The organism is Ponticaulis koreensis DSM 19734 (assembly GCF_000420665.1).
Taxonomy (GTDB): Bacteria; Pseudomonadota; Alphaproteobacteria; order Caulobacterales; family Hyphomonadaceae; genus Ponticaulis; species Ponticaulis koreensis.
The window spans coordinates 176769-203199 of the sequence record NZ_ATVJ01000001.1; the positions used below are offsets into that span (position 1 = coordinate 176769).

A 26431-nucleotide genomic window follows, 5' to 3' on the forward strand; every position below is an offset into this window, starting at 1 on the left:
CGAAAGTGAGATTTGATAGATGAAGACCGGATTTAGGTATTTGAAATCCACGACGGATTAGGTATACGCAGTGCCCTTTGGTGTGCCGCGTTAGCTCAGCTGGTAGAGCATCGCATTCGTAATGCGGGGGTCAGGTGTTCAAGTCACCTACGCGGCACCATTTTACACGCAGGGTCAAAACTTAACGATTTTCGGCTCATTTTTTCTCCTAACTCATTGATTATATTGAAAACACCAGAATAAGCCGGGTGTTCAAACCCATGACCACGGGCATATCGCACGGCTTCAGTAAAACTCAGCCTCGTGAGCAACCTTTTCAGCGCTAAACTGCCTGAATTCCATAGCTTTTTGGGTTCCGACAGAAATCTCAAGGAGTGTTCAAACAGCTCGTCGAATGGCATGATAGGAGCGCCAACTTTTGAGGCCTTCTGTGTCAGGATGGTCTTTTCATCCTGAAGTTCTTCAATGCGCTTTTCAAAAGCCTCCGCGACTCGCGAATTAGAGGTTTGCACAATCCGCTCTACCAGCGCACTGATCTCTGTCTCTTTAGATTCCGCTTCTTTCAAGAACTTAGCGCGCTGACTATCGATGTCTTGCGTTTTCTGATCCCAACGTAATCTGAACATCTCTCTCAGTATGATCACCATCGTCTGCGACGGGACGAGAGTGTTTAAAATATCCGCAAATTCCCCTTCGATTTTATCGCGAGGGATAGTTTTCGATTTCATTTCGCAGTCTTTGTTCGAGCACCAATAATACGGATAGTGACGACATTTGCCCTTCGCCCAGCCGCCTGTAAGCAAATTACCGCAGCTCGCGCATGCCACTGATCCACGAAGTGGAAAGTCTTCATTGGTGTCGACCCGCGCTTTCGTAAAGCTACGTGCTTTCATGCGCTGCTTGATACGCTTGTGTGTTTCGAGGTCGATCAAAGGCTCATGCTTGCCTTCGGCCTTAATGCCCCAACACTTCGCATCAATCTTTCCGGCATAAAATGGATTTTCGAGAATACGAATAACCGTCTGCGAACGCACATTGCCTGCTGCAGTATTCTTGGGAAATTCTGGAATACTGCTCAGATAGCGCTCGATCTCTGCTATGGAACGGAAGTGACCACTGGCGTATCCCTTCAGAGCATTTTCGATGATGGAGGCAAGAGGCTCGTCACGGACGACAATCTTACCGCCACCCTTGGCCGGGACATATTTGTAGCCGATAGGTTTTTGAAAAACCCAGTATCCTTGCTTTAAGCGCGCTTCGCTCTTCTGTCGGTTCTGGCGCGTGTTCTGCTCTCGATCCAAAGCGCCCTGAGCCGCAACGATCGTCTCGATGAACCGTCCTTCGGGCGTTTCTTCAAACTGATAATTCAGGCATTCAGGGATCGCGTTTCGAGCTTTGAGTGTCCGGCGTAATGTCCAATGAAACTCGATGTCGCGTGCAAATCTTTTTAGATCATCAAAAATGACAACGTGAGGCTCCCCGTTTTGGGCCTCAAGAAACTTCAACAACGCGACCATTCCCGGACGAGCCATGAAATCACCACCTCCCGACGCAGAATCTGGGAAGACAGCCTCCACATGGTAACCTTGCTGCTCAGCGTATTCACGGCACCTGAACTCCTGAGAACTCAATCCGCTTCCTTTGAGCTGCGACCGGGAGGAAACACGACAATAAATGATCGCTTTTCGCGGTTTCTGATTTGTCATACCTCCTCCTTTTCCGGCACCGTCAGCGCCTTCGTAAGTTCCGTTTCAATTAGCTTTGGGAGAGAGTATTTTACACTATTGCGGCGCTCTTGCGTTCTTTCGAGGCAATCTTGGCCACTCTGTCCACAGGCTTGCTGCACTGGATGAACTGAAAAGCCAAAATCAACGAATGCGCATGCGATCTCCCACAGCGCAGCAAGAACCTCTTCAACTTGCTCTTCACTGCACCCATCGTCCAATAAACGTTGAGAACAAACCAAAAAATCTAACTCCACAGAGGGCGCACCAGTCCACTGCGCGACTAAGCTTTCTGGATTGGTAGATTTACCGGACATGCCGAAGCGCTCCTGTAGCTAGTTGGTTTTGGTTCTTGCTCCTGTAAAATCTTGCCCTCACACTTCCGAGAACAAAAAAGGAACATTAAAACAAGTTTCTAGAGTTGTCACTTGTTAATTTGGAAAGCCCGCTGAACGAAAACCAATCGTGCAGCGGACTTGTTTCAATGGCTTTGCCCGAAGTCCACACACGCTTTTCCAGCCATGCGGCTCTGACTAAAACCTTTGTCCAAAGAGCAGTGCGCCCCATCAAGGCTCTGTCTCAATTGAGCCAGCCGCTCTTGCGTCCGCTCATAAACCATCGTGTTGACCTGGGGCGTCACGATCCCCTTCGGCGTCAATTGCGGCGCAGGCTCAGGTGGGCAGCGCTGGCTTTCCAACATGTCCATTTCAGCTTTGGTTTTGATGTCTGGGAATTGCGGACGCACAGCATCATTGAAGACATCGGGCGCGCTCACTCACCATGCCCCTGATCTTTCGCGGCATCTGTCTGCTGAGGTTCGTCGCTACGCAATTGCTCCAGTCGCTCACGTGGAGTGCGCAAAACAAGCCGATGATTGATCGGCCAGGCCTCAGCTTCGACCGTGATCCCGTTATTGTCGCGGTGATTGAAACCCACACCGACTTTGGTGAAATAGCTCTGGCCGTTATCCCCGTCTTTCACACTGAAGGCATTGTAATCAGGGCCGCGATTAACAGGCGCTTCAGCGGCTTGCGGTTGCGTCTCCGTCGCGTTGCTCTGGGTGACTTCAGGCTCAGCTTGCGAGACACAAGGGTTTTGCTGTGTCGTTTCACTCATGAGAGGGCTCCGTCGTTAAAATGGAAAACTTTCCAATCTTCGCACGCACCCGTGAGCGTATTGGGGGAACCCCGCATACTTATCTGGAACTGTGCCCTCAATGACACGCACTGATTTGGAACCAAAGCTTGTTGCGACTTTCACCTGATCGTTAGGTGGGTGGTTAGGGTTCGGAAGGAACCGCCCAGCCATTTCCTTGCGCTCATAATAGGGGTGCTTATTTACCCGGAGTGGATGGAGATTTTTGCCCGATATGAAAAGAATTTGTTCATGCTCAGGCATGTTCAGAATCTCATCGGGCTCCATGAGAGGGCGTGCTTGTTTCGTCTTTCTTTGAGCTGACTTGCCGTAGTGCTGATATTCGAATGCCTTTTCGAACGGATCACCTCCTGAGAAAGCATGACGCATCGCATCCATCCGGTATCTACGCGCCTCCTGCTGATAGTTGAGATCGTCATATTCGAGTGTCTGATCGCCCAGCATTTTAGATACGAGTTCTGCCGTTTCGAAATCACGTACGCCGAAAAACTGGCGAACTTGCGCTGAGCCGAGAAATGTCTGCACAGCTGAAGGCTCAAAGTTCTCGATAATCTGAGAGACTGCCTGAAACAGCGCCCAGGTGCGTACCCCCTTGCCGCGATCAAAGGTAAAAGAGCGCTTCAAAGCCTCGAAGCGACCGAGTTGCCCTGCCTCATCAATGATGAAGTTTACGCGCGGCGCTTCTAGCGCGCGGCCTTTGTAAAGCGAGGCAACAGTGAAAAAGATCCGGATGACAGGCGACCAGATACCAAGATATTCGGCAGGGACATTAAGATGAATGCGCGTGATCGGATTATGCCGCGTCAGGTCTTTCAATGAAAAGTCGCCGCCTTCGAGTGCCGCGCTCAAAGCAGGGTCGGCAAGGAATGAGGTGTAGGCGTAGATTTCACCCATGACCGAGCCAAACTCCCGCTGGGAGTCTTGTTGCTTGGTGAGCATTTCAGAGGCTGTTCGGCGCGCTTCTGCAAAGCGCGAGCGAAGCATCACTTCAAGAAAGTCTGCCCATTTAAGGCCATCGCCTTCGATCCAATTGATGACCTGATAGAGCATGGGCAGTGAAACATAGCCCCAATGCTCGACACAGACTTTGGCGATGCTTTCAACCCATTCACGGGCACGAAGTATAAAGTAAGGTTGGCTCACCCCCGGCGGCATGGGGATCAACCCTTCGAAGATGAATTTGCAGTCCGCATGAAAATTCGGGCTATCGAGTTTCAGAATGTCGAGCGGATTGCAGCTATGTTGCGGCGCGCCTGTCAGGTGCAAAGGGTCCCAAGCAAAGCAATACGTACCTGCTGCAGCGAGACCAAGTATCGACACAGCATAAAGCTCGCCGCGCGGATCAAGGATGAGCATCGGCTCTGCAGGACACAGACACAGAACGTAGGCAAGGATGTCTCCCAATTTGCCTGAACCCGCACCGCCGAAAGTAATAAGTGGGGCATCGCTGTGCAGACGAAGCAAACTGTTTCGGCAAAAGCCCAGCGGCAGACCTTTTTCGCCCAGCAATCCAGCGCGACGGATTTCAGATTCGTCCGCCCAACGCGCTGAACCAAAGCGGTGCTCCGAGTTAAAATTGTCGTTTTGCCCCATTGATTCTGTCCTCCGGTTTGAACAAAAAAGGGGCCGCTTGAAGCGACCCCTGAAGTAAGTGTTGTGTTTGGTTATCCTGCGCACGCGCCCATGATCAGGAGAACCACAAAGCCGACACCAAAAATGGCAGGCCAAGGGTTTTCCTTTTTTGGAGGGATGGGCGTGTAAAAGTCTGTTCTACGCGAACCGACATATTTGTAGTCCTGTCTCTTACTCATATGTGCCTCCTTTCAGGCTCAAACCATGCGAGCTGCGATTGCCAGGCCGCCCATGGTGATGGCGGTGGCGAGCGTGGCTCGGCTCATGAAGAAAATCGCGGCAGCGAGCAAAATACCCCAGAAGAGCGTTGCGATGTCGGCAAACTCATATCCGTAATGGTTTCCGGTATAGGCTTTGACCCAACCGGCCGTGCTCCCGTAAGCCAGTGGGGTCAGCAAGTACGTAACCGCAACGGCAGAAACGTTTGCGAGCCCCTTGACCGAACCAGAAAAGACATTAGCCGCAGCCTGCTTCTGATCCTGTTTACCCATCAATATGGACCTCACTCCCAAGCCGTTGGCGCGGTAATGCGCTGGCTTGTGGAAGTAAGGTCTCACGTCCCAATCATGGTTTCGGGGGAAATAGGAATATAGTGTGAGAAAAGCATCAGAAAAGTGAATATTACTGATATAAAACAACACACTTGGTATCACTCTTAACCAAATGTTAAATTACTTCGACTTATAATTGCAGTATTGTGGAATACCGTACTTATTTGAGAAATTGTGATTTTGGGAAAGGTGGGACACCGGGGCAGACGGTTATGTCTGATGTTCTCCTTCTGAATATCAGATATTGCGGAGGTATAGCTCCGCGCAGAAATCAGCGAGGCCGACATGGATATCTTCGCTGATGATCAGACAAACACTAATCAGAAAGAGCTGACGCGTCGCGCCATTGCAGAAGCAGGCGGCGCAATCATTGGCAGCGCTGCTGCGACCGAGAAGGATAAACGCGAGCGCCTGGAACGAGCAGAGTCCAGAAGCGCTCTTCAGGCGCAGCTCACAGCGCTTCAGCAATGTCTGCAAGACCCCGAATATCTTGCGCTTTATTCGAGAGTGTCTGACAAACTCGAAAACACCCAGTCTGAGCTCGATCAGGCAATTCTGGAGAATGCTGAAGAGATTGAGCGATTGGAGGCGAACGCCGCCAGAACCGATCAGGGGCAATTCATCTTCAGAAAGGACGATGGAAGCTTCGTCTACGCAGATGGGACTATAGTTCCCGGAAGTGCGCTGCCAAACCCATCGAGCCTTCCGGACAATCCAACCTCCTGGTCAGCGTTCAGAAACGCGAAAGAACGTGAAGCTGAGCTTGCGCGCATTCAAACGCAAGTGCTCGATCCTATTCGCGGCAGACTGCAAGATCACGATGATCCGCCTAGCGCTGACAAGCTGAGAGAATTCGACGGTCAGCTTGATAGAGCTGACTTGGAAATGAACTCTATAGTCGAGTTGATCCCTCAGGCTGAAGAACCTGTTCAAGCAATTGCTGCTCTAAGCCTGAGTATTCCAGAACCAGTAGCCTAGTTGGGGGCGCAGGCTGAAGACGCAGCGGCTACAATCAAGGATGTTGCGTGGCGGTCTCGATAGCTTTCTAACGCGAGTTCAATAATCTGGCTTCCGTTGCTCTCGAAGTACCATCCAAGAATGCATCCGGAAAAATCTTGGTCGTACCGTGCTGCGGTCTGAGCCATAAGTGACACAGCCCCATGAATCCACGCTTCTCGCTCTCTTTCAGGCAGAGCCAGAATATCCGAAGCCTTCAAATCTCTTGGTTTTAGGGTACCAATTTGCGGGTGAGCATCACTTTGTGCTGCAGCTGACGACAGAACCGTCAGTCCGGATAGTGCCACAGCGCATACGAGCGTATGCAAATGTCTCTTCAAGGTACCCTAAAAGGACGTCATGAAGTAACCTCTAATCTACTGCAATGAATTGCCGATATCCGTGCATCATGCGGCATAATTATTAGGAGAAAACAGTGTCCCGAAAAGGTACCCTTTTGGGACAACAAATAGCAGTACACACGCCATTTGGCGCGTCGCTGGAAAGCAGTATTAATGCGCGTTGGATACACTCGCGTCAGCACAGACAAACAAACGGTGTTTCAATCCGAGCAAGCATTGAAACATTCAGGTTGCGACCAGATTTATTCCGATATCGCCACGTCAGCGCTCGCAAAGAATCGCCCCGGATTGGGAGCAGCACGCTCTAGCTTGAAGCGCGGGGATACTTTCGTTGTATTGTCCATTGATCGGGCATTTAGAAGCACAATTGAAGGCCTCGTCTTCTTAGATGAGTTGCACAAACGCGGCATCGAATTTCAAAGCATTTGGCAGAACATAGACACAGCGACCCCTGAAGGTAGAAAGTGGTTCACTTACGCGGTAGCGGATGCTGAGTACGAACGGGCCGTGATTGCGCGTCGAACGAAACTCGCGATGCAGGCAGCTAAGTCCAGGGGAATCAAGTTTGGGCGCAAGCCCGTTATCAATGCTGAAAGTCTGGAGCGTATTTCTTTCCATCTGACGCAAAACAAAAGCGTGGCTGAAATAGCCACGCTTCTTGGGATAGGGCGCTCAACCTTGTATCGACACCTTAAAAACTGTTAGCCGGAGCGCCTATTGCGGCTTAACCTTAAGCAGTTCGCGTTGGGCAATTTGAGCTTGAGGCCTCTTAGAACGAACTCGTTTGTTTCTTTGAAAGCTGACCGAGCGTCCGTGAGCCCTTAAATAGCGGTTGGTGTTCCACCTTTCCCAAGACCGTTGACGCTCCAATTCCCTTTCAGAAGTGTGCTTCGTCCACAGGAGCGCCTTTTCAGGAAAGGCTAAGGCAAAGATGCCCGCCAAAAGCCAGAACATGTCTTTGACCTCGCTTCTCACAAAGACACGCTCGCCTTGTTCAATGAAGCGACCGAAGCGCGCACCGTACCAATTTTCCCATTGCTCCCAGTAGCGCATTTCGATTTCTGCGCACTGATCTTCGCCGAGTGCGTCAATGTTTTGATTGTGGGTTGGCAGCGGATCGCATGTCAGAAGCGCCAGATTGAGCTTATCCGTCGCGTCTCGTATTTCAGCGGTATCCGGCAATCGAGCCACAAGCTCCAAGAAGCGGTCGGCAAACTCGCTCGGAGCGAACTGGAGCGAATGGATGTCGTTGATAGCTCGCCGAGCATCAGTGTTTGACGAATTGTTCAGATTGATCATCGAGCACCGCCTCCCGGAGAAAGAATACTCGAACTTACGAACGTCCGAGCGAGTGTCGGCTGCTTAATATGTTTAGAGTTTTGGAGATGTTTCATTGCCTTTCCCTCACGATTGCTTGCCCGTTATCTGGCGCAGATACGCACATTAAATGGATGTGGAGAGACAGTCGCTCACTCGCTTCTCACAGAGGTCACAGCAAAATCACATCAAATTTCTTGTATCGAATTTCAATAATCCGTATACTGATCATGTGAATTTTAATGGAAGCCAACGCAAGCAGATATTTACTGAAAGACTAGTCGTCGAAAGATGCTTTGACACAGCATCGCGCGCCTTGCTTCACGAAAGCTGGATAGACCCGAGCTTACCCGATCCCGACAACAACTGCCATCGAACTGACGGGCCTGCATACACAATGTATGATCCAGAAACAGGCAAGCCAATAGTAGAAGAATGGATGATACACGGACGTCTTTCTCGCCCAGACGGACCAGCACGCGTGTACTATGACGAAGAGGGAACGGGAGCGCTTTCTTGTGAAATGTTCTATCACTGCGGCGAGTTACATAGAGCAGATGGTCCCGCCGTGGTTCATTACGATTTGAGCACAGGCGATACAATTTCGTCCGAATGGTATGCAATGGGCAAAAAAATATCGCCTCAACCAGCTTTGCCACCCGACACAGAGCCAAGATAATGCAACTGTAAGGCAACATTTTCGATGAGAAGCATGCATGCCCAGTTCTTTCAATCGCGGTTCAATTCGCCGCCACTACTCCAGCGAAGCGCAGAGTAGAATAGCAGAAGATTTCAGAGAGCTTGCCGGGCGCGGACGACGTTTCGTAATGAAACAAGCGTTCTATCAAATGGAAGAAATAAAAACTGGGTTAAACAATCAATATCTTGCTCGGCTGTCCCTTGGAAAACTAACTGACACTCTCGCAATTTCGGCGTTTGTTCATTGGGTCGATATTCAACGTCCAGGGTATCGGGATAGAATAGATCGTGAGTTTTCAACTCTTCCTGAAAAATTTTCAGAATCAGCCCATCATTCATCAGAATTCAGTTCTTTCGATTCAGTTTTCTCGGCACAGAACTGTGAATATCTAGATAGACTTAAGTTGATACGCCGCAGGGCTGACAAGGATCTGGTTCAAATTCCAATTTCGGACTACGCACATGCTTCTCTGGACCATGCTATCAAAACAACAGAATTCATAGATCTGCTGTTTCATCAAAAAATTGCACATGAATTGGAAGTCGAAGAAAAGTTTATTCTCGGAGTATTTGCATACATTCATGATATCGGCATGAAGCCGATGTCTGATGAAGCGACTCCCAAGCACATGTATGCGATACATGCCCGTCAGTCCCAACTTTTTGTCCAACGGCTAAATGACGAGGGCCTGCTGAATTCAAAAGAATCTGACGAGATCGGCGTATTGTGCAAATATCACAACCGTCCGATTGAGGAAGCGATGAAAAGTTTTGAAGTCGCTCCTGAAGGTTCGAGATTGCATTTAATTTTCAGCATGTTTCGAATAGCCGACATGCTAGACGTTGAGCTGCAACCTGGAGAGATGTTGCGAATTCACCCCGACATCATTCGACAAACCATAGCAGAAGTTATCCCGATGCCGGATGAAAACAAAGTCGTGATCATTAAAGCCCCAGATACTCCCTCTGGTCGATTTGATATCTGGAAACGTTATTTCTCAAACAGGCTAGATGGCTTCAACGCACAACTTTCAGAAATCAGTGCCGAGTACACGGTTGAGTATCAGGAGTTTGATTGTGACTGAATCTCTCGATGAATTTTGCAAGAGGTACGACGCTACATCGCATATGAAAAACAAGTTGTTTCACAGGCGTGCCGCTTTGAGCGAGACTCAGTCTAATCTGGCCCTAAAGGCAGCGGAAAGCAGCACAACAATGATCAAAAGCAGTGTTTAAATGCCCCACTTTTTAATTGTCGCACGGGATTTTCCAGGACAGCTCACACGCCGACTGAGCGTTCGAGCAGAGCACTTGGCGTTGGCAGACAAACTGACCGCCGAAGGAAAATTGTTGATCGCAGGCGCCACGGTCGGAGACGATGGCGCAATGACGGGTTCGATGATGATTTGCGAGTTCGAAAATCGAGACGAACTTGATAGGTGGCTCGAAATTGAGCCTTACAACGTTCACAAAGTCTGGGAACACATCGAAGTAAGCAATTTTAACATTGGGCCTGCATTTCTTAAATAATTACGTTCCGCAAGATGGAGGCTGTCTTACAGCCTCAAGTGCTCACCGCGCTGCGCTTGCTCGGCAAAGGGCGGTGGCTGCGCCCGCCCCGTTGCATCCCCACCTGCGTTCGCTTTTCACTTTTTTCAGTTAAGTAGAACTGCTGGCATCAATCCAGTCCAGCACTCGTTTTTTCTGAAATCGGTTCTCTCAGAACTGCTCCTTGACAACTTACTAGGTAAGATTATATTACCACTTGTAAGAACGGAGCATACGTCATGGACGCCACTAAGGTTGAAACCGCACTCAAAAACATCATTGCTGAAATTCAGAATAACAGCGGGCTCGAGTGCCCACCGCTGACAGGCACACTTGTCCCAGCAGAAGAGGTTCCTCAATTTGACAGTAAAGTTTGGATAGCAGCCACAACCATGCTAGCGGCAAAGATCGGGGCCGAAATCCCAAACGACGAAAATATTTTCATGGATAAGGAAAGCAAGAAAGCGCTGTCTTTGTCAGAAATCGCTGCGACGGTTTGCAAGATCGCCTCCTCGAATGACGCCGAGGAAGCCGCTGCATGACAGTCGATCCGCAAGTCAACTCAATGCATGCTCGGTTGAAAGAAGCACGCAAAATGGCTGGCCTATCACAAGGACAAGTTGCAAAACTACTCGGCTTGCACAGACCCTCCGTTTCCGAAATCGAAGCTGGTAATCGCCGCGTTTCCGCCGATGAACTGAGTCAGCTTTGCGACATTTACGATATTAGTCCTGACTGGGTACTAGGGAAGTCTCCAGAAACAATAAGTCCTGACGACCCAAAGCTGGAATTGGCGGCGAGAGAACTAGCGAAGTTAAAACCTGATGATCTATCCCGCCTTTTGAAAGTGATAGCGGCTATGCGCTCTTCTAACGACACCGGCGGAGAGAAAATCTGATGCGTGTACAAGCACATTTGAGCGCTAGCAATGCGGACAAAAAGGGCATCGCCACTTCGGCCATGACAGCCGTTTCGAATGTACGTCAGTCGCTTGGCCTGGATCAGTTTTCGCCGACATGTATCTACGACATCTGCCACAAGATAGGCGTGACCGTACGCTTCAATGACATCAATATGGAGGGCATGTATCAAAAGGCAGACAAGCCCCATATTCATCTGTCATCGAAACGGCCGCTGTCCAGACGTGCTTTCAACTGCGGGCATGAGCTCGGGCATCATATTTTTGGTCATGGAAGCTCAATTGATGAGCTTCAAGAGGACACGAGTAAATATGGCGCATCGGACCCAAAGGAATTGCTCGCCGATTCATTCGCGGCCCACCTCCTGATGCCAGCAATCGCGGTTAGAGCTTCGTTCAACATCAGGGGGATTACCCCTGATGATGCCACACCTCAGCAGCTATACGTAATCGCTTGTGATTTTGGAGTCGGCTACTCGACACTGATTACTCACCTTTCCAGCGGACTTGGATTGATGTCCCGCAGTAGAGCTGGCGAAATGAAGCGCCACACGCCGAAGTCTATTCGTGCATTACTACTCGGCGAAGATATCTCCACACCACTCATCGTGGCGGGCGCAAAACGTAAAAACCCGCTGATCGACATTGAGGTCGGAAGTCTGCTTCTTCTTCCTAAAGACACCATCGTCGATGCTTCAAAATTGACGCCAGTTCGCCGATTGAAGAACGCGGCGCTCTACCAAGCTTCTTCTCCCGGGATCGGGCAAGTACGTGCTCCAGAATGGTCAGCTTTTGCGCGGGTATCTCGCAAAGCATACATCGGCCTCGCAAGATACCGACATTTAGAGGATGATTGAATGTCGAAATCGAGGACCACCGCTGCAACGAAACCGCTGCTCATTGCTCAGAACTCGGTGTCCAAGGCCTGGGCACAAGCTCTTTTATACGTTCTCGACCATCCAGGAACGGAAATCGCCCCACTCATTCTTTCGATTGACTGTGTGAATGGACAGTACATCGATGATCCGTCTGACCCCGTCTACTCAGCATTGGATGCAGTGCTCTCGACTAAAGGACGTCCCAGCATCGAAAATGTCGCTTTTACGATTTTTCCAGAACGCTACAGACAGATCGTCGGAGGGGACCGCAATGCGTTATTCGATCTATACAGACGCAGCTTCCCCCGCATGCAAGAGAGAAAAAAGTCTTTAAACGGTCGAGGTTTGTATTTTCAAAGAATGATTATGTACGACGGAGCGCCATGTAACGGTAATCAACTCGAATGGATATTATCTCAATATCAGAAGCGCACATCGGTCAGACGTTCGATGTTACAAGCAACCGTATTTGACGCGAGAAAGGATCATGTCGCTAGCGCTCAACTAGGTTTTCCTTGTCTTCAGCACGTCAGTTTTGAACCTACAACCGCAGGTCTTGTTCTGAATGCCTTTTATGCGACGCAACAACTCTTCGACAAAGCATATGGCAATTACCTTGGTCTACTTCATCTAGGTCAATTCATGGCCGCGCAGATGGGAACTGCACTGGTTCGCTTGAATGTTATGGTCGGAGTGGCAAAGCTTGAACGGATCACTAAGTCTGATCCAGCTTTGAAACAACTTGTCGCTATAGCCAAGGCGCTTGTCGAAAACCACGAACCGGCACAGACTCTAACGCAGTAAATGCAGAAGAGTGAACAAACGATTTGGCAGACAGTGTAATGAGCTTAGGCGGCTCCGCAGCATCAGAGTCATCCTCCAATACGCCCAACGCTCAAGGAAGTTTTGACTTCGAAATGAATACCGACAAACCCCAGCCGATGTTGACAAAAGCGCCTTATGTGTTCGCAAGGATCGAACCCGCTAAAGCAAGCCCAGCTTTCGATACCTATTGGCGTTTTGCCACCGAGAGGCAGTCTATTTTTTTTCACAGACTGTCTGGACACAAGCAGCCTTGGACTAGCGACCCCATTCTTTTAACCTACAAGTTCACAAACGCTTACCGCGCATCGGATAGGGTTAGTCAGTTTCTCATTCGTGACGTGATCTATAGAAACGACTTACCAAATACAGTCGATGAAATATTTTTTCGCATAATGCTGTTCAAGCTTTTCAATAAGATTGAAACTTGGCAAATGCTGGAAAGAGAGTTCGGCCCAATTACTTGGGAAGACTATAGCCGAACCTCATTCAACAACCTACTCACGAACGCTAAATCGAATGGCCGAACGATTTATTCGGCAGCGTATATAATGCCCCCAGGCACAAAAGCTTTCGGTCATGCAAGCAAACATATGAACCATCTTGAGTTGCTTGAACTAATGATGGCTCAGCGCGTTCCCGATCGATTGGCCCAGCTGCCACGAATGCAGGACGGCTTTGAATTAATCAAATCATTTCCAACGATGGGTGATTTTCTAGCCTATCAGTTTATTACGGACATCAACTACAGCGAAATCACTAATTTCAGCGAGATGGACTTTGTGGTGCCAGGCCCCGGCGCCAAAGATGGTATCCGCAAGTGCTTTACAGACACGGGCGGCCTATCTGAGGCTGAGTTGATCAGATTTATGGCTGACCGACAAGAAATCGAATTCGAACGACTGGGCCTATCTTTTCAAGACTTATGGGGCCGAAGGCTGCAACTCATCGACTGCCAAAATTTGTTCTGTGAAATCGATAAATATTCACGCGTCGCCCATCCAAACATTGCGGGTATATCTGGCCGAACTCGAATCAAACAAAAATTTCGCTGTTCAGGCATAATCGAGGCCCCATTTTACCCTCCTAAATGGCGACTGAACTCAGAACAGGGTCTTCATCACACGGAGTCTGCCCTTGAACTTTGACGATTATCAAACACGAGCGGAAGTCACCGACAGGGTGCCAGCAAAAGCAGCCACATCGCATCAAGACGCCGTAATCGTTCCAATGCTAGGATTAGCCGGCGAAGCGGGCCAACTTTTGAGCGAATACAAAAAACATCTGCGTGACGGCGACGCACACACTTTGTTCAAATCTAAAGTCGCAGAAGAACTTGGAGACCTCCTGTGGTACGTGTCAAACGTCGCCACCAAGTTTGATATTAAGCTCAGCGATGTTGCATCGCAAAACATCGAGAAGATTGAATCCCGATGGCTGCGGCAACGTTCGGCAAAACAGTTTTTTGACGATGATTTTGAAGCCGAACAGCAGCTGCCGCGCAGAGCGAGGATCGAAATCATCAGCTTGGATGAAAAAAAGGTTCGCATCCTGTTAGATGGTCGCAAAATTGGCGCTGACTTAACTGACAACTCCTACGCTGAAGACGGATATCGATTTCATGACGTGTTTCACTTCGCATTTGCGGCTGTCCTTGGTTGGTCACCAGTTACAAGAGCTATTATTGGAGCAAAAAGACGTAGCGCACCCGATATCGATGAAATCGAAGACGGCGGTAGAGCCATCGTCATCGAGGAGGGTTTGTCAGCACTGATTTTCGAATACGCCCGAAGACATAATTTTCTCGAAGGTGTCACCCGGCTTGACTATGGTCTTTTGAGAACGATTCAAGATATGACTGGTCATTTGGAAGTTAGAACACGAACACCAGCTGATTGGGAAAATGCTATCTTGCAAGGCTATATGGTTTGGCGACTAATCGCAGCATCCAAAGGAGGTGTTCTAGAAATCGACCAAGAAACTAAAACCATAAAATGCATTTCAGAGTAACCAATCAGGCATCGGAAGTCGCAATAACACTGGCTATCGCAACGGTTTGAGAATGCGATATACTCAGGCTTAGCTTTGTTATGCCAATCCTATTTGCACAAGCGGCCGCGCCTCCCGTAAGCGCCACGTCCGGAGGCGCTCCATCGGCTCTGCTAATACCAATATCGGTTAAAGCAACCCCGTCTCCAAAACCACATCCCAATGCTTTGAGCACAGCTTCCTTCGCTGCAAACCTACCCGCGATGTGGGCGCTACGCGTTGGACCTACTGGAATTTTCTGCAGCTCTTCATTATTGAAGCAACGCTTCAACCATCCATCATCATTTTGGAACGCCGCCATAGTTTTTAGATCGACGATGTCGACACCGTGTCCGAGTATCAAGTCATTCTCCTCGAGTTTTTGCATCTCAACAGTATTCTTCAAATTGTAAAATCACCAGTTGAACTAAGATGAAGCAATGCTGTTTAGTTCGATTTCAACGAAACTGTTCACTTATGGGCCAGCCCCTCAGCGCACTTCGATTAAAATAGACGGTCTCCCGAGGCTCACAGGCAAGCCTGCTGCGCCCGCCGTCGATTTTCATCTCCGTTTGCACACCCCGTTCTCGGCGAAGGCCAAGGTTGCATGCGCAACCCTTACCTGACGGAGGTTTTAAAATGAAAAACGAAGGAGAAATCAGAATCTATGTTGCCTGTCTGGCGGCATACAGTAACGGCTATCTGCACGGGCAATGGATCGATGTCACACTCGGCGAAGATGCCATCTGGGATCAGATCAACGAGGTTTTGAAAACCTCTCCGATGCCCGACGCGGAAGAATGGGCGATTCATGATTCTGAAGGCTTTGAAGGGCTGAATATCTCTGAATACGAGGGTATTCAAAGTGTCGTAGAGCAGGCCGAATTCATCGAAGAGCACGGCCGCTTAGGCGCGGAGCTCGTCACATATTACGGAGATTTGGAGACAGCGCGCAAAGCGCTCGAAGACGATTATGCTGGCGTCTACAAATCTCTGACCGAGTTTGCGGAAGAGCTAACAGAGCAGACCACGCCAATTCCGGACTCGCTGCAATACTACATCGATTATGAGCGTATGGCGCGTGACCTTGCGGTCAATGATGTTCTGGCCGTTGAGCTTGGCTTTGAAGAAATCCACGTCTTCTGGAGCCGATAAGATGTGCTACCAGACCCACGAAATCGAGTGGCAGGGGATCAGGATTTGCGTCCGCTACGCCCCTGTCAAATGGAACGTCATTTCTCACATCGAGATTAAGGTTATAGAACCAGCGAGAGCGCCCTTGCCGATCACATCGACGGGATATCTCTCACATCATATCCCGATTGGCAGCGTCGAAGCTGAATTCGACAATGTAGTCGATTGCATTCTGAGCTGGCTTGATGCGCGTGCTCAGTCTGCGGAATGGCGCGAGCATGTCGAAAAATCGGCGCAAGGCGAACTCTTCTGAGTTCCCCTTGCATTGATATTTCCGCATCAATCTTTCTTCTCAGGGAAAAGACCTGGCATCCATTCATGCGCGAGCGCCGCAGGAAAGGTGAGCTTCAGGTTTGCTTTCGGGCTGGCGGACGTGAGGACACCCTTATCGAGCAATGCAGAAGTAACACGGCGCGCACTTCTGTCCGCCACTTGAAGCAGCGCGGCAACATCACTGCGCGGCAATTCACCTCTGAACAGAACCGCTTCCAGCACAACGCTTGAGCGCGGTGGTAAGTCCGGTTCTTTTTCCGCCCAGTCCAGAATGCGCGCGCGTAGCTTCTCGGGCTCGACAAGGCCGCGCATAAAGATCACCTGATCAATACAGATTTGAAGAAAGAACTTTGTGAATTCTCGCAGCGCGCCCTCGCTGAGGTTGCCGCGTCCGTCCATATCGCCGCGACGCGTTGAATCGCAGGCCGCTAAATGCTTCTTGTAGTCCGCTTCATTGCGCGCGAGACCGCGCGCAATCGACCATATCCCGCCAGTGTCGAGAACGTCATGCAAAAGCCCGTAAGAGAGCAATCGCGCGACGCGGCCATTTCCATCGAGAAACGGGTGAAGCCATAACAGCCTATGGTGGGAGGTTGCGGCAGAAATGATCCGTCTGGTTTTGCCGAGCCTGTCGTAGGCCTCATCGAAACGATCCAGAAATCTCGGCAGTGCTCCTGGGCTGATCGCAACGTGATGACCTACCTTGACGTCACGGTGTCTGAGTTCGCCCGGAATGACTTTGATTTTTTCACCCGTTTCGGGATTTTCCACCCACAGGAGATCATCGGGGAGCTTCTCGCAAAAACGTTTGTGAATATCCAGAACAGCCGAGCTGAGTTTGACATGCTCACGCAAGCCGCCCGCATCGATCCATGCCTGCACTTCGATGTGTGCGCGCGCTTCGAGCTGTAAATCGCGTTTCTTGGGATCATTGCTGTAATCGCTGCGCATCGCGCGTTCGATGTCTATCGGGTGCGTGTCGTGTCCCTCGATCAGATTGCTGTAATAGCAATTCATTGCGCGCACGAGGTCGGCGAGCGCTTCGACAACGCCCTTGGGAAGCTTGCTGCGCAAATCGGTCGAACAACTTGTCAGCTCTACAACAAGATCGGTAATCTCGTCATATTTCGGGCCGCCCTCGCTTGGTAGCATGGGCTCCATCGAAAATGGAGATTCACCGCGATCTTCGGCCACTTTCGTGTCCGCGATTTTGGCCGCTTTATTTGCCGCTTTTTTATCGATCATAAATTCAATAATATCATTATGTTGCGTTATTTAGAAGATAATTTTTGTCCGGATAATTGGCCGCTTTTCTGGCCGGGATTTTAACGCTCCAATTCAGGTCCCTGATAACCTGTTGATTGGTCATTGTTCCTCAACCTCTGTAAGCGATCCTGAGTGTCGTTTTGTGCCTGTTGTCTGAGCGCTTCCAGCCTGTCGTTCTCTGGAAAGGCGACCGATTCAACGGGCTCTTCATAAACGTCCAGCTTCGCACGATCCTTATAAAGATCATCCAGCATTTGTTTCTCACGCTCGCGCGCAGCTTGAATATCTGACTGGAGCCTACGTCTCTCATTTGCCTGCGCACGTACGAGCGCTTCGCGCTCATGCCGATCTCGTTCATTGGCCGAATTGGCTGCATCCATATTCTCCTGAATGATTTGCCTGTGCCGTCCTGTCAGGCGATCCCAAAGCCCTCGCAAACCAGTATTCAGGCGAGCAGAACGCTCAAGCGTTTCTCGGTCAAAACGCTCTTTTTGGTCGGATGATAATTTGTGTCTATCGGCTCGCTGTCGTTCGACCAGTTCAATACGCTGAGAATCCAATTCCGCGCGCTTTTCCTCGGCTGTATCTTTTGCCTCCGAAATCAATCGCTCAAAAGTCGGAGAGAGCTCCTGAGCAATATAGGCCTTCGTATCGTCTACTGAGCGCAGATCATCGGCCTTCCCAAGCTTTGCCTCAAGCTCTTTAGATTTCTTGCCGATATATCGCGACAGAGAAATCGTCTCACCTTCATGAGTAACAGCGACATACCCTCGTCGATCACCCCTGACGAGCCACATACCGTTTTCGGAAAGCGCCGCTTCAAAAGCATGCCGATTATCCGAAATCGCCCAGCAATCCTGAACCTGGCCTTTCACATTGCGCGCATTCTTTCCCATGCGCTTGCACTCCTGCCACTCCTCAAGTGTAAAATTGCGCGGATCGGCTTCACGAGCATCGATCAGCCCACGCGGCATTTGCCAGTTGTGTTCGAGATATAACTGCTTGGAGAGTTCTCGCGCCTTGTATTTGTAGAGCCCGAGTTCCTTCGCTTTCATCGTTTCGGCATCAATGCGACTCCAAACAGCATGCATGTGCCGTCTGCCTTCCTTTTCATGAAAGACGAGCGCGCGCGGCTGACCTGAAAGGCCGCAACTTTCCTCGTATCGATCTGCGGCATCCTCGAACTGAGCATCGGTGACATCCGCTTCGCACGGCGGATTGAATGAGACTGAGAAGAGGTGCTTCTGGCATTTTGTGCCTTGGGCTACCGCATGCGATTCTTTCATCGCGCCAATCAGATCATCTGACACGAATCCACGCATCTCATGCACGGTGACGTGCTCATTCTCCTCGGTCTTCAGTAGGTGAAGGCCGAGTTTCTTAGCGCCGCCCCTTTGAGATGCTTTGATGATCACCTGACTATTCCTCGCTGATTCCAAGACCGCGCATCAGCAAGGACTTCATTTCGGCGATATCATCACAACTCTTCTGCAGGGCTTCTTCGGTATCATCCAGAACAGGAAGCGCCCCATTCTTCGCGGCCAATGCCAGAACGGCCATGCTTTGTGCAAGAGATGATTGTCCAAGCTTGGCCAACAACTGGGCCAAAACGATATGATCGGCCTTTGGTTGAATAGATGTTTCGCGAAACGTCTCACCGAAGAGCTTCGTTCGGGCATAGGCGCTGAGCGAATGTTTTCCGGCTCGACGTTCCAGATAGGACCGCTCTCCAGACTTCAATCTTATTGTGAGTGTAGAGGGCTTCTGCTTTTCGCAAGACACCGCGCCAACGAAACGTGTTTTGAGGATACTGGCCTTCATAGTCCCAGCTCCTCCAGCTCAGCCGAGTAAGGCTTAAGCTGTGCTTCCCAATCATGTAATTCGTCGAAAATGGTGTTTAATCTATCCCCGTCCAAGGACACCATCCGCTTTCGCAAATTTTTCTTCGAAAAATTTCGCTACAGCGCGATAGCGTGTAGCGCGCGAAACGGATGTCGCGCCGAAGCCGAGGCGAAGGCGGACTTTTAAGCCCGGCGGCAGGTCTGCCGCTGTATGGAGTCGGGCCCAAAACATTCGCGCCAGTGGCACGGATTTAAGAATGAATTGTGTTTGATCCCCGCCTTCGCGGGTATCTGCGGTGTTGAGAGAGTTCCAGCGCAATCAGATACACCTCTATCGCCGCAAGGGATTCCCTGCCGCGTTTATATTTGTGATTGCTCGGTGCTGTGTCAGCTTACGCTGTGGCACCTGCGCCTACGCGCTGCTTGTGAGTCCCACGCATGAATGGCGTTTCAGATTTAATGGTTCTCGAATGCGCGCTGACGCTCCGGGATACGAACGGGCGGCGGCCATGGCTCTTGTTGTGCGGTGATCTGACGGGAAGTCGGGAACACTGATTCCGTTTGCTTACCGAACACGAGAGACGTGCGTTCTTCAGGCTCAAGAAACACCAGCGCGCAGACGATCACGCGAGCCAGATGGCTCGCCAGTATCTCCGCCCGTTCAAAATTTTCGATTGTGTTTTTGAGACGATCGATAAGCTCGGCGGAGGTGAGCGCGCTCTGTGCGCACCGAGGGTGCGCGAGAGCAAACTAAATTGTCGGCTCCACCTTCGGCTTGAGCCGACCTACGCGTTTGTCGCTCACCCATCGGAGTACGCATCGCGTTAGCCGCGAAGGTAAAACCGGCCCGTTCCAGCTGGGTCGAGGCCAGCATACGTACATAGGAATGCACCATAGCGTCGGTTAAAATCACCATCCGAACGAGGTCATGCGGCGCGCGTATTTCGCCCGACGCGTGAAGCCGCAGGCACCAGGCATAAAGCCGCGCAAGGTTCAGCCCGATCAGCTGACCGATCGTCAGCGATGTATAATCAGGGGCAGATGATGGCGCGGGGGTCATACCCCAAGTTTAGGGTGGCGTGCGGTGGGGTTGGATAAGAAAATGTAGGGCGGTGTTGCGCGCAACGCGCGATACCCGCCGGCGCGGGGATCTGTCGTTTTGATAGGTTTTCGCTCTTTCCCGCGAAGGCGGGAAACTGGACCAGCCATGTCAAACCAGATCCCTGCCTGCGCAGGAATGAGCGAAGCACGACCCCGTGTCATCCCGGATGCTGTGCAGCATGATAATGATGCACTGCTGATCCGGGACCCGAAACATGCATTTTCCCGCCATCAGGTCCCGTGTCTGCAGAGCACCGCTTCGCCTCGCTGCGGCCGGGATAACAATGAGATAGCCCCAGAAACCTGAACCCATGCGCACCGGTTCTTTCTGGTGCATTGCTACGCAGAATGCACCTTACCCCATGCAACGCATCGGATTGCTTAAGATACTCGTCGATGGTTTATCACCTTAAAATTTTGAGTCAGAGTCCGTCGGCCATCATTCATATGCACATTCACAGCGTCGTAACCGTGCTCAACATCAAGATGCCAGAGAGAACGGTCAGCCATCTTTATAAGCAAAGCGAGCGGGAATGTAACGCTCACATCTGCCAAAATAGCTCTCCCGCCCGGATCAGTTTGCACCGCACGCGACTTGATTGTCGGAGTCTCCTTGCAAGTGATGGACAAAAGCTGGGCACCTGGAGTCTGGACATACAGTTCACTTTCAACATCATTTGTCAGAAAATGACGAAAGTCCTCACCTCGACCCAGCAGTGCAATCATATGTGATGAACTATCAACCATAGAAAAGCCTGTGGCTTCCACTCTCTGCGGGGCGTTCAACGAAGCTATATATTCCATTTTTGGGTCCTTCATAGGATTCGCGGAACGCCGGGCCTTCGATCTTCGTGATCTTCTCCCAATAAAATGAGATCGAAGGTGATTTCTAATCGGTCGGCCAATTCCTCCATCGCACACTGATCTCCCCTGATGTATGGGGCATCGGCGCGAAGGGATTTAATCGCAGACCTCATCCCCCACAAAACCCATTTTGGAATGAATGGCTGATCTTTGAGTAAGCGAGCGAGTGCCTGACTCTCCGCCTCAAACCTTTCCATCGCACCAGAATCGAGAGCACGAACATTTTTTATTTTCGAAAGGAAGAAGTCCAGCTCGGACTGATATCGCTCAATCTCTGGCCAAAGTTCGTCCATTCCCACCATTTAATAGCCTCGCTTGGAACTGCCTTGCAGATCGTGACTTCCCTAGCAAACGGAACTCCATTCCGCCGTAGGATGCATTAAGCACAGCGAATGCACCAGAAAAATGATGTGGAGCGATGCAAAACAGCAAACTGCTGCATGCCCCATGCCCTCAGCCGGCGCCCACCGATACCACCTGTCACATTGAAAGCCTGTAACAGCCGCCCCAGATAAAGGCCTTATCAGGAGGCCTTGAAGTGACGGAAAAGCGCCAGCGTTCAGCCGAACAACGTATCGCAGAAAAGCAGGCAGAGGCCGCCGCAATGGGCGTGGATGAGGCCTATATCTCAGACCTGATCGACGAGTTTTACACCCGTGTCCGCGCGGACGAGACACTCGGCCCGATCTTCGAGGGCGCCATCGGTGACCATTGGGCGCCGCACCTGTCTACGATGAAGGATTTCTGGTCCAGCATGGTACTTTCGACAGGGCGCTATCAGGGGCGCCCAATGCCAAAGCACATGGCGCTTAAAGACATTCAGCCAGAGCATTTCGAAACATGGCTGGAACTTTTTTATCAGACGCTGAAAGACACAGCCCCGACCCAGGAGGCCGAGGACTGGTTTATTGATCGTGCGGTGCGCATCGGGAAGAGCTTTCAGCTGGCGCTGTTTTACCGTCCCGATATGCGCGGCGGTGTTATCGACGCTTAAAGCAGCGGCTTCACCATCATCCAGATGGCCATCGCCATCATCATGATGTTTTCCGTCAACGAGACAAAGCCGAGCGGCACATTGCTGTTGCCGCCCACGCAGGCGCATTTCAGCTCGCGCTTGTCCACATAAACCGCCTTATAGACCGACACCGCTCCAATCGTACCGATTACCAGCGCAACCGGCGCGGCGATAAAGGTCGCAAACCCTGCAAGCATGAGAATGCCCGCCCAGCCTTCTGCGAACGGATAGATGTAGGCGTATGGCACCCATTTGCGCGCAAGAAGATCATAGCCCAGAAACTGACCGGAAAAGCTCGCCAGATCCTGCAGCTTCTGCACGGCCAGAACGCACATTGAAATGGCAATGAAGTGCTCGATCAGACGCACACCGATAACAGGCCCCGGCAGCAGCCAACCAAGGGCCGCGGCCATCAGGAAGGTCATTGAGAAGATCGCAATTATCGGTCGGTAAGTCGTTTCGCCCGGCTTCACACGGTCCAGTCCGAAATGATCTCGCAGACTGTCATAGCCGCCAATGCGCTCACCTTCGATGAAGGTTTGCGGCGTGGTTTTGACATCGTGTTCGGCTTTGAAGGCGTCAGTCTCTTCGCGCGTAGTCAAATGGTGGTCTTCGACCTCAAACCCTTTGCGCTGGAGCAGGTCCAGTGATTTCAGCCCGTACGGGCAAATATGGCCCGGCATCACCATGCGATACAGTACGGCAGTTTTCTTGGTTTCGTTCGTCATCCTTGCCCCCTGCGACCGGCCTTAAAACTCAGGTACCGGACGCGCATTCACGTCTTCCTGCGTCGTCGCAGGACCGTTCTGTTCAATATCTTCTAATAACCATTTCATTTCCGCTATCTCGCGTTTCTGAGCGGCGATAATGCCATCTGCCAGCTCCCTCACGCGGAGGTCTTCGATATCCGCCCGCTCACTTGTGAGCAGCGCGATCGAATGGTGCGGGATCATTCCATCCATATATGCTTCATCGCCAACGGTTGCCTGTGAACGCACAAGCCACGTCGCCACAATGAACAGGGCCACTGCCCCACACAGTGTAGTCAGGTTCATCAAAGTGTTGTCGTACATGCGAAGCATAAACAACAACATAACGACCATCATGCTGGCCCCCATGAGGAGCGTCATGAACAGGCGTGTTTCGCTGAAGTGAACATGGTCCAACTCGTAGGTATGCAGATACATCACGCCGTACATCACCACCATAGACACGGCGATCATCACAAAGAAGCGTAGATATTTCTGAGCAGATTCACTCAAAGCTGTTCTCCGTCAGGCTGCTATCAGAAAACCAACGGCACAATATACCGTTGGTTCCGAAAAGCGGCCCGCGATCTAATACCAGGCATGAAACCCGATCACGAAAACAGTCTGCTCAGTGTCTTCACCAGCAGCACTTAGAATGTTTTCGGTTTCTCCAAGACTGCCCTGCCACTCGACACCCACGAATGGCGCGAACTCACGCACAATGTCATATGCCAGACGAACGCCCAACTGACCGTTCGTGAAGCCTTCGCCTGTACCGCGTTCGGGAATATCCTGTGCAGACCAGCCAAGTTCAGCGCGCGGCAGAATATGAAGCCGCTGCGTAAGCATCAGCTCGTATTCCACCTCAACGCCCGCTGTCAGGTCACCTTCTTCGCTCAGGAAGAACGCACCATCCATATCGAACCGGTATGGCAGCATGCCTTCAAGGCCGAGCACAGCATGGCTTAAACCATCGGGCTCGAAATCATGGCGGATACCAGCCTGCACATCGAGATATGGAGAGATTGCATGCGACCAGAGCGCCTGCACTTCTATCTCTTCAAACTCGCTATGATCGAGGCTGTATTCCGCCTCGGTTTTCACGACGAGCTTGTTGATATCGCCGCCATACCAGATGTCGCCATCGAGCAGGATGACATCCTCATCCTCACGCGACTGAAGCTCGAAACGGTGAATCTCAACAGCATCCGTTGCCATGCGCCCGTGATGGTGGACGAGCGCATTGCGCGACTCTTCCATCACCTCTTCGCCCCAGATTTCATCGGCTTGAGACCAGAGAGGTGCCTCGCGTTCTGAATGATGACCATGCTGGGCAAAGGCTGGCAGGGCGAACGCGGCGACGCCGAGAAGCAGCCCCAAAGTCAAAGAGAGTCTCATCGGTGATGCCCTCCATGGTTATGTTGCTGTGTCGCGGCTGCCTCCGGCTCGGCGGCGGGCATCTGATGACCTGAATGATCCATGCCTTGATGCTGGCTATGGTCCATCTGACCGTGACCGGAATGGTCCATGCCCTGATGCTGGCTGTGATCCATCTGGCCGTGGCCGGAATGATCCATACCCTGATGCTGCATATGGCGGAGCTGTTCATCACGGCGCGCTGCGCCAGCTGCATCCGGGAGAACAGACACAACCTGCATCATGCCCGCCATCATGTGGTAGAGAAGGTGACAGTGGAACGCCCAGTCACCCACATGGTCTGCAGAGACATCAAACGAGACTTTCTCTGCTGGTTTTACGTTCACCGTATGCTTGCGCGGGCGATGATTTCCGCCGCCATTCACCAGATCGAAGAACATGCCGTGCAAGTGGATCGGGTGGGTCATCATGGTGTTGTTGACCAGCGTCACGCGGACGCGCTCACCCTCTCGCATCTGGATCGCCTCACGAATGTCAGCGAAACGCACCCCGTCGAAGGACCACATATAGCGTTCCATATTTGACGTCAGGTGGATCTCGATCTCACGATCTGGCAGACGCGTATCCGGATTAGGCTCAAGGCTTCGCAACATCTCGTAGTTGAGCGTGCGGTGCGGCACATTCTCCAGCCCGAGGCCAGGCTCGTTCAGCCGGTAAAGCGGCATGGCGTTGATATTTACCACGCCCGGCCCGACTGCGAGATCAGGACGCTCGACCGGCCAGTCGCCCGCCTCTTCTGGTGCTGACGCCATATGCGCAGAATGGTCCATGCCGCCCATGTCGTGACCCATTGCGCTGTGATCCATGCCGCCTGACATGTCATGGCCGGAATGATCCATGGAGCCATGATCCATGCCCGACATATCATGCCCCATCGAACCGTGGTTCATACCCATATCGCGCATGGTCAGCGTCGGGATTGCGCGAAGCTCAGGTGCCTGTGCCCGCATACCCGGACGTGGTCCGAGCGTCGCGACAGCCTGTCCTGACCGGTCAATGCTTTCAGCGACGAACGCATAGGCCTGATCATCCTGTGGCTCGATGATGACGTCATAGGTTTCCGCGACGCCCATCTGGAATTCGTCGACCTCGACCGGCTGCACGTGAAGCCCGTCGGCCTGAACCACTTTCATCGGCAGCCCCGGAATGCGGACGTTAAAAATCGTCATCGCAGAGGCGTTGATGATCCGCAAGCGTATCCGCTCACCCGGATTGAACACGCCATTCCAGTTATCCGCGGTCGAATGGCCGTTAATGAGGAAGTGATAGGTCGAGCCGGTGACATCTGCGATGTCGCGAGGGCTCATGCGCATATGTCCCCACATCGCGCGGTCGGACAGCGTCTCGGACAGGCCGTTCTCGTTGGCATCTTCAAGGAAGTCCGGAATGGTACGTTCCTGGAAATTGTATGTGTGGCTGACGGTCTTCAGTTTTTCATAGATGCGTTCCGGGCTTTCAAAGCTCCAGTCGGAAAGCACCATGACATACTCACGGTCATACTCGACAGGATCAGTGCCCGCCGGATCGATAATGATCGGACCATAATGGCCAACCTGCTCCTGCAGACCGGAGTGTGAGTGATACCAGTATGTGCCGTTTTGCGGCACAGTGAAGCGATAGGTGAAGGTGTCACCCGCGCGAATGCCCGGGAAGCTAACGCCCGGTACGCCGTCCATATGGAACGGCACAAGCAGGCCGTGCCAGTGAATGCTGGTGTCGACATCCAGCATATTATGGACGCGCAGCGTAATGTCGTCGCCTTCACGGAAACGGATCAGCGGCGCAGGGACAGTGCCGTTTACACCAATCGCTTGCCCCGTCCGGCCGTTGATATTGACCGGAAATTCACTGACATGCAGGTCGAACTCGGTCGCGCTATGATGCATATGCCCCATATTCCCGTGCGACGCGGATTGCGCCCATGCAGGAAGAAGGCTGGTGGCGCCGAGCGTGGTGGCAACGCCCACGCCGGACTTCAGAAAATGTCGTCGATTAAACATGGAAAACCTCTGTGACGAGAAAACATGCGCAGTCGAAAGCCCTGCGCGGCCCGGCATCAG

The 26431-nt window shown here is 51.5% G+C and carries 32 protein-coding genes and 1 tRNA gene; 14 read left to right on the plus strand and 19 right to left on the minus strand.

What is annotated here, in order from left to right:
- Positions 1-84: 84 nt before the first annotated feature.
- Positions 85-160: transfer RNA gene (locus G523_RS0100935), tRNA-Thr, on the plus strand.
- Here G523_RS0100935 and G523_RS20580 read toward each other — a convergent pair.
- From G523_RS20580 to G523_RS0100965, 6 genes are all read right to left on the minus strand, one after another.
- The gene (locus tag G523_RS20580; protein ID WP_081648660.1) at positions 144-1706 is read right to left on the minus strand and encodes a recombinase family protein; all 1563 of its coding nucleotides are present in this window, start codon (positions 1704-1706) and stop codon (positions 144-146) included. The genes G523_RS0100935 and G523_RS20580 overlap by 17 nt on opposite strands.
- Positions 1703-2041 (minus strand): hypothetical protein, encoded by a 339-nt coding sequence (locus tag G523_RS0100945; RefSeq protein WP_022693135.1) that lies wholly within the window; start codon positions 2039-2041, stop codon positions 1703-1705. The genes G523_RS20580 and G523_RS0100945 overlap by 4 nt, the downstream gene beginning before the upstream one ends.
- Before the next feature lie 164 nt (positions 2042-2205).
- Positions 2206-2499 (minus strand): hypothetical protein, encoded by a 294-nt coding sequence (locus tag G523_RS0100950; protein WP_022693136.1) that lies wholly within the window; start codon positions 2497-2499, stop codon positions 2206-2208.
- Positions 2496-2840, minus strand: coding sequence for a hypothetical protein (locus tag G523_RS17355; RefSeq protein WP_022693137.1), 345 nt, complete (start codon positions 2838-2840; stop codon positions 2496-2498). Before G523_RS17355 ends, G523_RS0100950 begins: the two co-directional genes overlap by 4 nt.
- Before the next feature lie 15 nt (positions 2841-2855).
- Entirely contained in the window at positions 2856-4607 is a 1752-nt protein-coding gene (locus tag G523_RS0100960; RefSeq protein WP_233347246.1) for a type IV secretory system conjugative DNA transfer family protein, read from the minus strand.
- Between the two features lie 101 nt (positions 4608-4708).
- The gene (locus G523_RS0100965) at positions 4709-5002 is read right to left on the minus strand and encodes a hypothetical protein (RefSeq protein WP_022693139.1); all 294 of its coding nucleotides are present in this window, start codon (positions 5000-5002) and stop codon (positions 4709-4711) included.
- A 345-nt stretch (positions 5003-5347) separates the two neighbouring features.
- Here G523_RS0100965 and G523_RS0100970 point away from each other — a divergent pair, with 345 nt between their 5' ends.
- Both G523_RS0100970 and G523_RS0100975 read left to right on the plus strand, forming a co-directional pair.
- Positions 5348-6040 carry a hypothetical protein gene (locus tag G523_RS0100970; protein WP_022693140.1) on the plus strand — a complete coding sequence of 231 codons (693 nt, stop codon included), beginning with the start codon at positions 5348-5350 and terminating at the stop codon, positions 6038-6040.
- A 506-nt stretch (positions 6041-6546) separates the two neighbouring features.
- Complete coding sequence (locus G523_RS0100975; protein WP_022693141.1) at positions 6547-7125, plus strand: recombinase family protein; 579 nt, start codon at positions 6547-6549, stop codon at positions 7123-7125.
- A 9-nt stretch (positions 7126-7134) separates the two neighbouring features.
- On the opposite strand, the gene G523_RS0100980 is transcribed toward G523_RS0100975, so the two are convergent.
- Entirely contained in the window at positions 7135-7719 is a 585-nt protein-coding gene (locus tag G523_RS0100980) for a hypothetical protein (RefSeq protein WP_022693142.1), read from the minus strand.
- 734 nt (positions 7720-8453) lie between these two features.
- On the opposite strand from G523_RS0100980, the gene G523_RS0100985 reads away from it, so the two are divergent.
- The 8 genes from G523_RS0100985 (at position 8454) to G523_RS0101025 (ending at position 14613) form a co-directional block, all read left to right on the plus strand.
- Positions 8454-9521, plus strand: a complete 1068-nt coding sequence (locus G523_RS0100985) for an HD domain-containing protein (RefSeq protein ID WP_155802550.1) — start codon at positions 8454-8456, stop codon at positions 9519-9521.
- A gap of 151 nt (positions 9522-9672) precedes the next feature.
- Positions 9673-9966 (plus strand): YciI family protein, encoded by a 294-nt coding sequence (locus G523_RS0100995; RefSeq protein ID WP_022693145.1) that lies wholly within the window; start codon positions 9673-9675, stop codon positions 9964-9966.
- Between the two features lie 257 nt (positions 9967-10223).
- Positions 10224-10526, plus strand: coding sequence for a hypothetical protein (locus tag G523_RS0101000; protein ID WP_022693146.1), 303 nt, complete (start codon positions 10224-10226; stop codon positions 10524-10526).
- The gene (locus tag G523_RS0101005; protein ID WP_022693147.1) at positions 10523-10882 is read left to right on the plus strand and encodes a helix-turn-helix domain-containing protein; all 360 of its coding nucleotides are present in this window, start codon (positions 10523-10525) and stop codon (positions 10880-10882) included. The genes G523_RS0101000 and G523_RS0101005 overlap by 4 nt, the downstream gene beginning before the upstream one ends.
- On the plus strand, positions 10882-11760 hold the full coding sequence (locus G523_RS0101010) for an ImmA/IrrE family metallo-endopeptidase (RefSeq protein WP_022693148.1): 879 nt from the start codon (positions 10882-10884) through the stop codon (positions 11758-11760). Before G523_RS0101005 ends, G523_RS0101010 begins: the two co-directional genes overlap by 1 nt.
- Positions 11761-12585 carry a thymidylate synthase family protein gene (locus G523_RS0101015; protein ID WP_022693149.1) on the plus strand — a complete coding sequence of 275 codons (825 nt, stop codon included), beginning with the start codon at positions 11761-11763 and terminating at the stop codon, positions 12583-12585.
- 113 nt (positions 12586-12698) lie between these two features.
- Positions 12699-13751, plus strand: coding sequence for a nucleotide kinase domain-containing protein (locus G523_RS17360; RefSeq protein WP_051134783.1), 1053 nt, complete (start codon positions 12699-12701; stop codon positions 13749-13751).
- Positions 13741-14613, plus strand: coding sequence for a nucleoside triphosphate pyrophosphohydrolase family protein (locus G523_RS0101025; protein ID WP_022693151.1), 873 nt, complete (start codon positions 13741-13743; stop codon positions 14611-14613). The genes G523_RS17360 and G523_RS0101025 overlap by 11 nt, the downstream gene beginning before the upstream one ends.
- A gap of 4 nt (positions 14614-14617) precedes the next feature.
- Here the strand turns inward: G523_RS0101025 and acpS are convergent, their stop codons facing one another.
- Positions 14618-15037 carry a holo-ACP synthase gene (gene acpS, locus G523_RS0101030; protein ID WP_233347247.1) on the minus strand — a complete coding sequence of 140 codons (420 nt, stop codon included), beginning with the start codon at positions 15035-15037 and terminating at the stop codon, positions 14618-14620.
- A 233-nt stretch (positions 15038-15270) separates the two neighbouring features.
- Here acpS and G523_RS0101035 point away from each other — a divergent pair, with 233 nt between their 5' ends.
- Complete coding sequence (locus G523_RS0101035) at positions 15271-15786, plus strand: antirestriction protein ArdA (RefSeq protein ID WP_022693152.1); 516 nt, start codon at positions 15271-15273, stop codon at positions 15784-15786.
- Position 15787: 1 nt separating this feature from the next.
- Positions 15788-16078, plus strand: a complete 291-nt coding sequence (locus G523_RS0101040; protein ID WP_022693153.1) for a hypothetical protein — start codon at positions 15788-15790, stop codon at positions 16076-16078.
- Between the two features lie 26 nt (positions 16079-16104).
- Here G523_RS0101040 and G523_RS0101045 read toward each other — a convergent pair whose 3' ends face one another.
- From G523_RS0101045 to G523_RS0101080, 7 genes are all read right to left on the minus strand, one after another.
- The gene (locus G523_RS0101045; RefSeq protein ID WP_022693154.1) at positions 16105-17343 is read right to left on the minus strand and encodes a Fic family protein; all 1239 of its coding nucleotides are present in this window, start codon (positions 17341-17343) and stop codon (positions 16105-16107) included.
- An 80-nt stretch (positions 17344-17423) separates the two neighbouring features.
- Entirely contained in the window at positions 17424-18779 is a 1356-nt protein-coding gene (locus tag G523_RS0101050; protein WP_022693155.1) for a relaxase/mobilization nuclease domain-containing protein, read from the minus strand.
- A 4-nt stretch (positions 18780-18783) separates the two neighbouring features.
- Entirely contained in the window at positions 18784-19185 is a 402-nt protein-coding gene (locus G523_RS0101055; RefSeq protein WP_022693156.1) for a hypothetical protein, read from the minus strand.
- A gap of 476 nt (positions 19186-19661) precedes the next feature.
- Positions 19662-19832 (minus strand): hypothetical protein, encoded by a 171-nt coding sequence (locus G523_RS20775; RefSeq protein ID WP_022693158.1) that lies wholly within the window; start codon positions 19830-19832, stop codon positions 19662-19664.
- Positions 19833-19866: 34 nt separating this feature from the next.
- Positions 19867-20265, minus strand: a complete 399-nt coding sequence (locus tag G523_RS20780) for a hypothetical protein (protein WP_155802551.1) — start codon at positions 20263-20265, stop codon at positions 19867-19869.
- A gap of 422 nt (positions 20266-20687) precedes the next feature.
- Positions 20688-21110, minus strand: a complete 423-nt coding sequence (locus G523_RS0101075; protein WP_155802552.1) for a hypothetical protein — start codon at positions 21108-21110, stop codon at positions 20688-20690.
- Positions 21111-21121: 11 nt separating this feature from the next.
- Complete coding sequence (locus G523_RS0101080) at positions 21122-21463, minus strand: hypothetical protein (RefSeq protein ID WP_155802553.1); 342 nt, start codon at positions 21461-21463, stop codon at positions 21122-21124.
- A gap of 245 nt (positions 21464-21708) precedes the next feature.
- Between G523_RS0101080 and G523_RS0101085 the strand changes: the two genes are divergently transcribed.
- Complete coding sequence (locus G523_RS0101085) at positions 21709-22164, plus strand: group III truncated hemoglobin (RefSeq protein ID WP_022693162.1); 456 nt, start codon at positions 21709-21711, stop codon at positions 22162-22164.
- Here the strand turns inward: G523_RS0101085 and G523_RS0101090 are convergent.
- The 4 genes from G523_RS0101090 to G523_RS0101105 form a co-directional block, all read right to left on the minus strand.
- Entirely contained in the window at positions 22161-22913 is a 753-nt protein-coding gene (locus G523_RS0101090) for a MauE/DoxX family redox-associated membrane protein (RefSeq protein WP_022693163.1), read from the minus strand. The two genes, G523_RS0101085 and G523_RS0101090, sit on opposite strands and share 4 nt — an antisense overlap.
- Before the next feature lie 21 nt (positions 22914-22934).
- Entirely contained in the window at positions 22935-23447 is a 513-nt protein-coding gene (locus G523_RS0101095; RefSeq protein WP_022693164.1) for a DUF305 domain-containing protein, read from the minus strand.
- Positions 23448-23522: 75 nt separating this feature from the next.
- Positions 23523-24332, minus strand: coding sequence for a copper resistance protein B (locus G523_RS0101100; protein WP_022693165.1), 810 nt, complete (start codon positions 24330-24332; stop codon positions 23523-23525).
- On the minus strand, positions 24329-26371 hold the full coding sequence (locus tag G523_RS0101105) for a copper resistance system multicopper oxidase (RefSeq protein WP_022693166.1): 2043 nt from the start codon (positions 26369-26371) through the stop codon (positions 24329-24331). The genes G523_RS0101100 and G523_RS0101105 overlap by 4 nt, the downstream gene beginning before the upstream one ends.
- Between the last annotated feature and the right edge of the window lie 60 nt (positions 26372-26431).

Excerpts from the sequence above, each read along its gene's own strand:
- G523_RS20580 (WP_081648660.1), bottom strand. The coding sequence starts at position 1,706 with ATGACAAATCAGAAACCGCGAAAAGCGATCATTTATTGTCGTGTTTCC.
- G523_RS0100945 (WP_022693135.1), bottom strand. The coding sequence starts at position 2,041 with ATGTCCGGTAAATCTACCAATCCAGAAAGCTTAGTCGCGCAGTGGACT.
- G523_RS17355 (WP_022693137.1), bottom strand. The coding sequence starts at position 2,840 with ATGAGTGAAACGACACAGCAAAACCCTTGTGTCTCGCAAGCTGAGCCT.
- G523_RS0100965 (WP_022693139.1), bottom strand. The coding sequence starts at position 5,002 with ATGGGTAAACAGGATCAGAAGCAGGCTGCGGCTAATGTCTTTTCTGGT.
- G523_RS0100970 (WP_022693140.1), top strand. The coding sequence starts at position 5,348 with ATGGATATCTTCGCTGATGATCAGACAAACACTAATCAGAAAGAGCTG.
- G523_RS0100980 (WP_022693142.1), bottom strand. The coding sequence starts at position 7,719 with ATGATCAATCTGAACAATTCGTCAAACACTGATGCTCGGCGAGCTATC.
- G523_RS0100985 (WP_155802550.1), top strand. The coding sequence starts at position 8,454 with ATGCCCAGTTCTTTCAATCGCGGTTCAATTCGCCGCCACTACTCCAGC.
- G523_RS0100995 (WP_022693145.1), top strand. The coding sequence starts at position 9,673 with ATGCCCCACTTTTTAATTGTCGCACGGGATTTTCCAGGACAGCTCACA.
- G523_RS0101000 (WP_022693146.1), top strand. The coding sequence starts at position 10,224 with ATGGACGCCACTAAGGTTGAAACCGCACTCAAAAACATCATTGCTGAA.
- G523_RS0101005 (WP_022693147.1), top strand. The coding sequence starts at position 10,523 with ATGACAGTCGATCCGCAAGTCAACTCAATGCATGCTCGGTTGAAAGAA.
- G523_RS0101010 (WP_022693148.1), top strand. The coding sequence starts at position 10,882 with ATGCGTGTACAAGCACATTTGAGCGCTAGCAATGCGGACAAAAAGGGC.
- G523_RS0101015 (WP_022693149.1), top strand. The coding sequence starts at position 11,761 with ATGTCGAAATCGAGGACCACCGCTGCAACGAAACCGCTGCTCATTGCT.
- G523_RS17360 (WP_051134783.1), top strand. The coding sequence starts at position 12,699 with ATGAATACCGACAAACCCCAGCCGATGTTGACAAAAGCGCCTTATGTG.
- G523_RS0101035 (WP_022693152.1), top strand. The coding sequence starts at position 15,271 with ATGAAAAACGAAGGAGAAATCAGAATCTATGTTGCCTGTCTGGCGGCA.
- G523_RS0101040 (WP_022693153.1), top strand. The coding sequence starts at position 15,788 with ATGTGCTACCAGACCCACGAAATCGAGTGGCAGGGGATCAGGATTTGC.
- G523_RS0101045 (WP_022693154.1), bottom strand. The coding sequence starts at position 17,343 with ATGATCGATAAAAAAGCGGCAAATAAAGCGGCCAAAATCGCGGACACG.
- G523_RS0101055 (WP_022693156.1), bottom strand. The coding sequence starts at position 19,185 with ATGAAGGCCAGTATCCTCAAAACACGTTTCGTTGGCGCGGTGTCTTGC.
- G523_RS20780 (WP_155802551.1), bottom strand. The coding sequence starts at position 20,265 with ATGACCCCCGCGCCATCATCTGCCCCTGATTATACATCGCTGACGATC.
- G523_RS0101075 (WP_155802552.1), bottom strand. The coding sequence starts at position 21,110 with ATGGAATATATAGCTTCGTTGAACGCCCCGCAGAGAGTGGAAGCCACA.
- G523_RS0101080 (WP_155802553.1), bottom strand. The coding sequence starts at position 21,463 with ATGGACGAACTTTGGCCAGAGATTGAGCGATATCAGTCCGAGCTGGAC.
- G523_RS0101090 (WP_022693163.1), bottom strand. The coding sequence starts at position 22,913 with ATGACGAACGAAACCAAGAAAACTGCCGTACTGTATCGCATGGTGATG.
- G523_RS0101100 (WP_022693165.1), bottom strand. The coding sequence starts at position 24,332 with ATGAGACTCTCTTTGACTTTGGGGCTGCTTCTCGGCGTCGCCGCGTTC.
- G523_RS0101105 (WP_022693166.1), bottom strand. The coding sequence starts at position 26,371 with ATGTTTAATCGACGACATTTTCTGAAGTCCGGCGTGGGCGTTGCCACC.